The 7,313-nt window shown below is 64.7% G+C and carries 6 protein-coding genes and 3 pseudogenes; 2 read left to right on the top strand and 7 right to left on the bottom strand.

Translation table 11 applies throughout. The annotated features are described in order from the left end of the window. Window positions 1-564 precede the first annotated feature (564 nt). From ACP7A5_RS17595 to ACP7A5_RS17570, 6 genes and pseudogenes are all read right to left on the bottom strand, one after another. Window positions 565-1,032: pseudogene (locus tag ACP7A5_RS17595) on the bottom strand (IS6 family transposase); the annotation flags it as partial. 82 nt (window positions 1,033-1,114) lie between these two features. Beyond that, a complete protein-coding gene (locus ACP7A5_RS17590; RefSeq protein WP_426043112.1) occupies window positions 1,115-1,264 on the bottom strand; it encodes a HutD family protein in 150 nt (49 codons plus the stop codon). Continuing rightward, window positions 1,261-2,928, bottom strand: coding sequence for a urocanate hydratase (gene hutU / locus ACP7A5_RS17585; RefSeq protein WP_426043111.1), 1,668 nt, complete (start codon window positions 2,926-2,928; stop codon window positions 1,261-1,263). Before hutU ends, ACP7A5_RS17590 begins: the two co-directional genes overlap by 4 nt. Further along, window positions 2,925-3,191 (bottom strand): N-formylglutamate amidohydrolase, encoded by a 267-nt coding sequence (locus tag ACP7A5_RS17580; protein WP_426043110.1) that lies wholly within the window; start codon window positions 3,189-3,191, stop codon window positions 2,925-2,927. Before ACP7A5_RS17580 ends, hutU begins: the two co-directional genes overlap by 4 nt. Then, on the bottom strand, window positions 3,191-4,738 hold the full coding sequence (gene hutH / locus ACP7A5_RS17575; protein WP_426043109.1) for a histidine ammonia-lyase: 1,548 nt from the start codon (window positions 4,736-4,738) through the stop codon (window positions 3,191-3,193). Before hutH ends, ACP7A5_RS17580 begins: the two co-directional genes overlap by 1 nt. Beyond that, a pseudogene (locus ACP7A5_RS17570) lies at window positions 4,735-4,806 on the bottom strand (hypothetical protein); the annotation flags it as partial. The gene hutH and the pseudogene ACP7A5_RS17570, both read right to left, overlap by 4 nt. A 906-nt stretch (window positions 4,807-5,712) precedes the next feature. Between ACP7A5_RS17570 and hutC the strand changes: the two are divergent. Next, window positions 5,713-6,450, top strand: a complete 738-nt coding sequence (gene hutC, locus ACP7A5_RS17565) for a histidine utilization repressor (protein WP_426043108.1) — start codon at window positions 5,713-5,715, stop codon at window positions 6,448-6,450. Window positions 6,451-6,485: 35 nt separating this feature from the next. Here the strand turns inward: hutC and ACP7A5_RS17560 are convergent. Continuing rightward, window positions 6,486-6,982 (bottom strand): annotated as a pseudogene (locus ACP7A5_RS17560) (IS6 family transposase). A gap of 149 nt (window positions 6,983-7,131) precedes the next feature. On the opposite strand from ACP7A5_RS17560, the gene ACP7A5_RS17555 reads away from it, so the two are divergent. Further along, on the top strand, window positions 7,132-7,313 hold a 182-nt coding region (locus tag ACP7A5_RS17555), incomplete at its 3' end, for a DUF3422 family protein (protein WP_426042991.1).

The following is a 7,313-nucleotide window of genomic DNA, read 5'->3' as shown; positions in this document are numbered from 1 at the left end:
TGGTTGTATCTTTCAAAAAGACCGCAGAGTGTCAGTATCATCGTAATGACCATTACTGGTCATCGCTAGGACACCGCCGCCTGCGTTTCTCTTTCCAAATCTACAATGTCAAAGACCAAGACCGGAAGAACCGGCCCCACTGTTTAACGCCGGTGTCCGGCGGAGGCGGGGATTTAGGCGGGGGCGGCGTTCCGGTCAAGCGGCCATTTCGTGTTCGGCCGAAAAAAGACTGCGGGGGTCCAGATGGCCGCAAAGCGGACTCCTGCGCCCACCTGCCGTCTACCGTTAAAGAAGCCCTGCCATCGGTCGCAGACAACGCTGCTCCACCCGACCGCGGAGGCCCCGCTCCATGGCTTGTCGATCGTCCTTTGACAGAGTCGAGAAGAAGTCTGCGTCTCGCTGGTCGGCAATCGCAGCCAACCGGGGAACACGCGTTTCGGCTTCTGCCGTAAGCATTATGGAATGTGTACGGCCGTCAGAGTGATGCTCGCGAAGGGTGAGCAGGCCTTTGTCGGGGGCTGACAGGTTAACTGCGCCAAGTCGAAAAGCGCCCTCCCCGTCTTGAGAGTTCTCGATCCGATCGTTCTCCCGAAGCCGGCCGGATCGGCGCAAATGCCGGAGATCGAGGTGATCGACCGCTGCGCCATATGAGGCGCGGCCCTCGGTCGTGATCGCCTGCGGCTCGACCGGCTGATTGTGAAGGAGACGCCTGAGCAGCTTCAATGCGGCCTCCGTGTCTCGCCGGCGCTGGCCCACGAGGTAGAGGACCTCGCCTTCGTCATCGACAGCCCGCCACGGATAGATCCGCTTTTCGCCGATCGAACAGACCATCGCATCCGGATGCCAGCGCGGCTACGGAGCTGGCCGCGGTCGCTTCAACCGCCGGGCTATCAGAGGTCCGAACTTGATCGTCCAGCACCGGACCGTTTCTTAACTGACGTCGATCCCGCGCGGCGCTAGCAACTCCTCGACGTCTCGAAAGCTGAGGCTGGACCGGAAGTACAGCCACACGGCATGGCGAGTCACATCCATCGGAAGGCCGTGGCGCTTGAACAAAATCGGCTTCACGAAATGTCTTTTCCGCCAGTGGCCTGCAACCGAATTACTGGAGGCCTTATAGCGTTCGCCTGACCGCACCGACGCGCCAGTCAAAGTCGTCCAGGTCCGCTCTCGGAGGCCAGGCCGCGATTTCACGCGTGACGCCACCCAAGTTCTTCCTGGTCGTCGCTGTCCGGTCGGCGGCGAGCAAAATCGTCGAGATCATCCCAGGATGCCGGGCAGGTCGAGCCCTTTCTCGCGTGCCGTGTTCAGCGCGATATCATAGCCCGCGTCGGCGTGGCGCATGACGCCGGTGGCCGGGTCGTTCCAGAGAACACGCGCGATCCGCTTCGCTGCCGCTTCGGTGCCGTCGCAAACAATGACCAGACCGGCGTGTTGGGAAAAGCCCATGCCGACCCCGCCGCCGTGGTGGAGCGAAACCCAGGTCGCGCCCGAGGCCGTGCTCAGCAGGGCGTTCAACAGGGGCCAGTCGGAGACCGCGTCGGATCCGTCGCGCATGGCCTCCGTCTCACGGTTCGGCGACGCGACGGAGCCGGAATCGAGATGGTCGCGGCCGATGACGATGGGACCCTTGAGCTCGCCTGAGGCCACCATCTCGTTGAAGGCGAGGCCGAGCCGGTCGCGGTCGCCCAGACCGACCCAACAGATGCGCGCAGGCAAACCCTGAAACCTGATCTTCTCGGCGGCCATGTCGAGCCAGTTGTGCAGGTGCGGATTGTCGGGGATCAGCTCCTTCACCTTGGCGTCGGTCTTGGCGATGTCCTCGGGATCGCCCGACAGGGCCACCCAACGGAACGGGCCGATGCCCCGGCAGAATAGCGGGCGAATATAGGCAGGGACGAAGCCGGGGAAGTCGAAGGCTGTTGCGACGCCGGCCTCCTTCGCCATCTGGCGGATGTTGTTGCCGTAATCGACGGTGGGCACGCCGGCGGTCTGGAAGTCGAGCATCGACTGGACATGTTCGGCCATCGAGGCACGGGCAGCCTGTTCGACCTGGTCGGGCGCCTGGGCGCGCATCGCTGTCCACCGCTCCATCGTCCAGCCCTTCGGCAGATAGCCGTTGATCGGATCGTGGGCTGAAGTCTGATCGGTGAGCAGATCGGGCCGGACGCCGCGCCGGAACAGTTCGGGCAGAAGTTCGGCCGCGTTGCCGAGAAGGCCGACCGAGATCGGCGCCTTCGCCTCGCAGGCGGCGTGGATCAGGGCGAGAGCCTCGTCGAGATCCTCGGCCGCCTGATCGAGATAGCCGGTGCGCAGACGCATGGCGATCCGGCTTGGGTCACACTCGATCGCGAGACACGATGCGCCCGCCATCACCGCTGCCAGCGGCTGGGCTCCGCCCATGCCGCCGAGCCCGGCGGTTAACAGCCAGCGGCCCGACAGATCGCCGCCATAGTGCTGGCGGCCCATCTCGACGAAGGTCTCATAGGTGCCCTGAACGATGCCCTGGGCGCCGATATAGATCCACGACCCGGCCGTCATCTGGCCGTACATGGCCAGACCCTTGCGATCGAGCTCATTGAAATGCTCCCACGTCGCCCAGTGGGGGACGAGGTTGGAGTTGGCCAGAAGGACGCGCGGAGCATCGGCATGGGTGCGGAAGACGCCGACCGGTTTGCCTGACTGGATCAGCAGGGTCTCGTCGTCCTCGAGCCGGCGCAGGGTGTCGACGATGGCGTCGAAGCTCTTCCAGTCACGAGCGGCCCGACCGATGCCGCCATAGACGACCAGTTCCTCGGGCCGTTCGGCGACGTCGGGGTCGAGGTTGTTCATAAGCATCCGCAGCGCGGCCTCGGTCAGCCAGCTTTTGCAGGTTCGCTCAGCACCTCGGGCGGCGCGAATGACGCGGGTGGGGTCTTTGCGGTTCATGACGGGCTCGGAGTTTCAGTAAAGGTCGGGCTGGCGATCAAGATCGCCTGCCAGGTGGCCCGCAGAGGCTCAGCCTGTTGAATCGTGGTCGCGCCCAGGTCGGTCGCGAAGCCATAGAGTTTATCGACCCACCTTTCGGCGTCTCTGGTCGCCAGCCAGGGCGAGACGAACCCGCCCGCGAGTTCGACCGGAATATCCGAGCCGGTGTGCGGCAGGCTGACGATCAGCGGCCCGGGGCCCCGATGACCCTCGAGCCAGTCCATCAGCAGACGCCGGGCAAGGAGACGCCAGCGGCCGTGACTATGGCCCCGGAGCGGATAAGGGCGAGCGCGGCCTCGATATCGGGATGGAAATGGCGGTCCTCGTCCAGGTGAGGAACGGTTTTGCGGAGCAGGGCCCGCGCGGTTTCCAGAGCCGCGCTCGACCGCAGCGGGCGGTGGAAGTCGCAGCCCTGCACGGCTGCCAGAAGTTCGATGCCGACCACGGCGTTGGCCGATTCGACCATGGCCAGCAAACGACGCGCGCCGTGGGCGGCCATGGAGACGTGGTCCTCCTGATTGGCTGAGGTCGGGATGGAATCCACGCTGGCCGGATAGGCCTTCTGCTTGTTCTCCGACACCAGGGCCGCAGCCGTCACCTGGGGGATCATGAAGCCGGAGTTCAGGCCGGGCCTTGCAGTGAGGAAGGCGGGCAGGCCGGACAGGGCGGGATCCACCAGCATGGCGATCCGCCGTTCCGACAGAGAGCCGATTTCGCAGATCGTCAGCGCGATCATATCGGCGGCGAAGGCGACCGGCTCGGCGTGGAAATTGCCGCCCGACAGGGCCTCGTCGGTCGCCGGGAAGATCAGCGGGTTGTCACTGACGCCGTTCGCCTCGATCGACAGGGTCGTCGCCGCCTGACGCAGGACATCTAGCGCGGCGCCCATCACCTGTGGCTGGCAACGCAGGCAATAGGGGTCTTGCACGCGTTCGTCATCGATGGCGTGGGACGCCCGGATGGCTGACCCGTCCATCAACATCCGAAGCGCGGAGGCGGTCTCGATCTGGCCGAGATGACGCCGCAGCGCATGGATCCGTGGATCGAACGGCGTGTCGGATCCCTTGGCCGCCTCTGTCGACAGGGCGCCGGCGATGAGCGCGCTCTGGAACAGGGTCTCAGCGCCGAACAGGGCGGCAAGCGCATTCGCGGTCGAGAACTGGGTGCCGTTGAGCAGGGCCAGACCTTCCTTGGGGCCGAGAATCAGGGGTTCGAGACCTGCGACGGCCAGGGCCTGGGCGGCCGGGCGGCGCACGCCGTCGACCTCGATCTCGCCGACACCGATCATGGCGGCGGCCATGTGAGCCAGGGGCGCAAGATCGCCCGAGGCGCCGACAGAGCCTTGGCAAGGGATGACCGGGGTCAGGCCCCGCACGAGCAGGGCCTCCAGCAGGGCGACAGTGGCCGGCTGAACGCCCGAGGCGCCTTGCGCCAGGCTGGCCAGTTTCAGCGCTATCATCAGACGGATGACCGGCGTGGGCGACGGCGCGCCGACCCCCGCCGCGTGCGACAGGACGATGTTGCGCTGCAGAGTCGCCAGATCACCGGCCTCGATGCGGACACTGGCCAGTTTTCCAAAGCCGGTATTGATCCCGTAGACCGGTTCGCCGCGCGCAAGAATCCGTTCGACGGCAGCGACGCTGGCGCGGATCGGTTCGGCTGCGTCGGCATGCAGGACCCCCAGGGCGCCGCGATAGATGGCGCGCCAGTCGGCCAAGCTGACCTCGCCCGGCTTCATCACGATCGTGGCGGTCAGGGGGGTGTCAGTCATTGGCCTCTCCAGACACGGGCATGGAGCGGATTGAACCCCATACGGTAGACAAGCTCGGCGGGTCGTTCCTCGACGGTGGTCGCGCCTTCGGCGATCACGGCAGCCGCATCGGGCGCGACCGTCGCCAACCGGGCATTGGTCCAGACGCGATCGCACTCCATTGTTCGCCCTCCGCCACCCACAGGAAACGCCAGGCGCTCGCCATGAATATTGTATAGACATAATGCGGACCTGTGAGGATTGTCCAGTGACAGTCGATACCCGCCACGCAAGATCGCCAGAGACCTGGTTTTGGTTCGATCAGGCAATTCTCGACACAGGTTGGGCGCGGTGCATCCGCATCGGAATCCACAATGAACCAATCGACGTTGTCGCGATCGGAGCCGCGGCTGAGCCCGGCGATCAGGTCCAGGTGACAGGCGTTCCCGGACTGACCAACCTGCACGGCCATGCGTTCCAGAGGGGAATGGCGGGGCTGGCCGAAGACTGCCTGGTGTGGCGCCCGGCCCGTCGATCTGTCGTGCGACACGGTCGAGGTCGATCGCCGTTGGAGTCTGGTTCACTCCACTCATATGTCCGTCCTGATCGACGCCGCCCAGGAGTTGAGAATGCTGGAGTATTCCCGGCGCCTGCTCGAACGCGCTTGCACTGTGTTGGCGGATGAGGCGGGCGGTTCGACGGGCGGCGCGATGTTCCGCGAGGCGCTCACAGGCAGCAGGGAATTCGGTCAGCCACGGGCTGGTGGTCGGCCGGGTAGCCGGTCTCGTCGCCTTGTCCGGCGAAGCAGGCGCGGACGAGATATCTTTCGGAGACGCCCGCCTCGATCAATGGATCTCCGCCTCGCGCGGCCGGCGGACGAACGCCGTCTGGCGTCGGGGTAGACAAGTCGTGACGAATGGCCGCCATGTGGCGCACGCCGAAACAGCCCGCCGGTATGCCCGCGTACTGTCGAGGATTCTGGACCTGGGGAACGAATGACCGGCGGCGCTGACACCACCCTGCACAAACGCATCCGGTCCGACATCGCTGAACGGATTTTGTCCGGGGACTGGGCTCCCGGGCACCGCATTCCATTCGAACACGAACTGATGGCCCAGTACGGCTGTTCCAGGATGACGGTGAACAAGGCGCTGACACCTCTGGCCGAGAATGGCCTGATCGTTCGGCGACGGCGGGCTGGGTCGTTCGTCGCCCGCCCGCGCATCCATTCGGCGGTGCTCGATATCCCCGACATTCAGGCAGAGATCACGGGCCGGGGCGAGCGCTACGGCTACGAACTTCTGTCGCGCAAGATCCGGACTGCGAACCGGCGAGACAACAAGAGCCTGGAACTCCCTGTCTCCGGCCGAATTCTGATCCTTCAGTGTCTCCATCGTGCGAGCGGACGTCCCTTCGCGATCGAGGAACGGTTAATCAGTCTGAGCGCCGTGCCAGCCGCAGAGGCGGTCGATTTCGCCCAGACTCCCCCGGGAACCTGGCTTCTGGGATTCGTCCACTGGACCGAGGCCGAGCACAAGATCAGCGCGATCAACACGTCCAGAGCCTCGGCCAAATTGCTTTTGATCGAAACTTCGGTCGCTTGCCTGTCTCTGGAAAGGCGAACCTGGCGCGGCGACGATCCGATTACCCACGTTCGTCTGACGTTCCCAGGCGAAGCCTACGATCTGGTCGCGCGGTTCGCCCCAATGGGCGAAAAGGCGTTGTCAGGCTAACTTCGCCAAGTCCAAAGCCCCTGTTCCGCCGCCCTTCAGGCAACGGCCGCCGCCCATGCGGCCTCAGCATCGGCGCGGAAGCGGCGAAGTGTGGGTCTGCTGATCAAATGGCGCTGGATGTTGATCCTGTTGTCGATCGTGGCGTGGATGGTGAGGAATTTCTGGGCTGAGGCCTCGGATTTGATCCGCTGCTGCTGCCGTTCTCGTCTTCGGATCGGCAGGTGTGAGTTCTCAACGCGGTTTTTCTGTCGAAGCCAGCCGGGTCGGTGCCAATGTCTGATATACAGGCCATCGAGCGCTGCGCCATATGAGGCGATGGAACCGGCCGAAGGCGCTTCAGCCGCCTCGCGATCAGCGGGCTGAACGTGAACGTCCAGCACCGGATCGTCTCAGAGCTGAGGTCGATCCCGCGTTGCGCCAGGAGCTCTTCGAAGTCGCGAAAACTGAGGCTGAAACGGAAGTAGAGCCAGTCGGCATGGCGGATGACCTCCGCCGGGAACCGGTGGCGCCTGACTGACACCGGCTTTACAATAGTCCACCCCGCCGGTGGCTTACGCTTTATTCAGTGGACACAAGTTAGTGTCAGACTGACAGTACCCCGTCCACAGATGACAGCACCGCCACGCGTCTGTGCTCAAACGTCGCCTTGACGGGAAGTTGCGCTCGGCTTCCTGCTGATTGATGGTCTCCGGAATATCGACGAATTGGCGCTACCACCCGCAGCGCGACGCTCTGCTGGCGGAGGCTCACGCCCGCCCTTTCACACCACTGGTCGGCCCCGCGCTTGTGACGCGAATCGCCACACTTTCAGGTCAGGCTGGCGAGCAGGGCGACCGGGACCACATGGCCGCCCTGTGCCGCCG

Source organism: Brevundimonas sp. TWP2-3-4b1 (assembly GCF_049897665.1).
GTDB lineage: Bacteria > Pseudomonadota > Alphaproteobacteria > Caulobacterales > Caulobacteraceae > Brevundimonas > Brevundimonas subvibrioides_B.
Note: the sequence above shows the minus strand (reverse complement) of the source record. Positions and strands in the feature narration are given on the sequence as shown.

Coding starts and splice junctions, on each gene's coding strand:
- hutH (WP_426043109.1), bottom strand. CDS start 4,738: ATGACTGACACCCCCCTGACCGCCACGATCGTGATGAAGCCGGGCGAG.
- ACP7A5_RS17580 (WP_426043110.1), bottom strand. CDS start 3,191: ATGGACTGGCTCGAGGGTCATCGGGGCCCCGGGCCGCTGATCGTCAGC.
- hutC (WP_426043108.1), top strand. CDS start 5,713: ATGACCGGCGGCGCTGACACCACCCTGCACAAACGCATCCGGTCCGAC.
- ACP7A5_RS17590 (WP_426043112.1), bottom strand. CDS start 1,264: ATGATCTCGACGATTTTGCTCGCCGCCGACCGGACAGCGACGACCAGG.
- hutU (WP_426043111.1), bottom strand. CDS start 2,928: ATGAACCGCAAAGACCCCACCCGCGTCATTCGCGCCGCCCGAGGTGCT.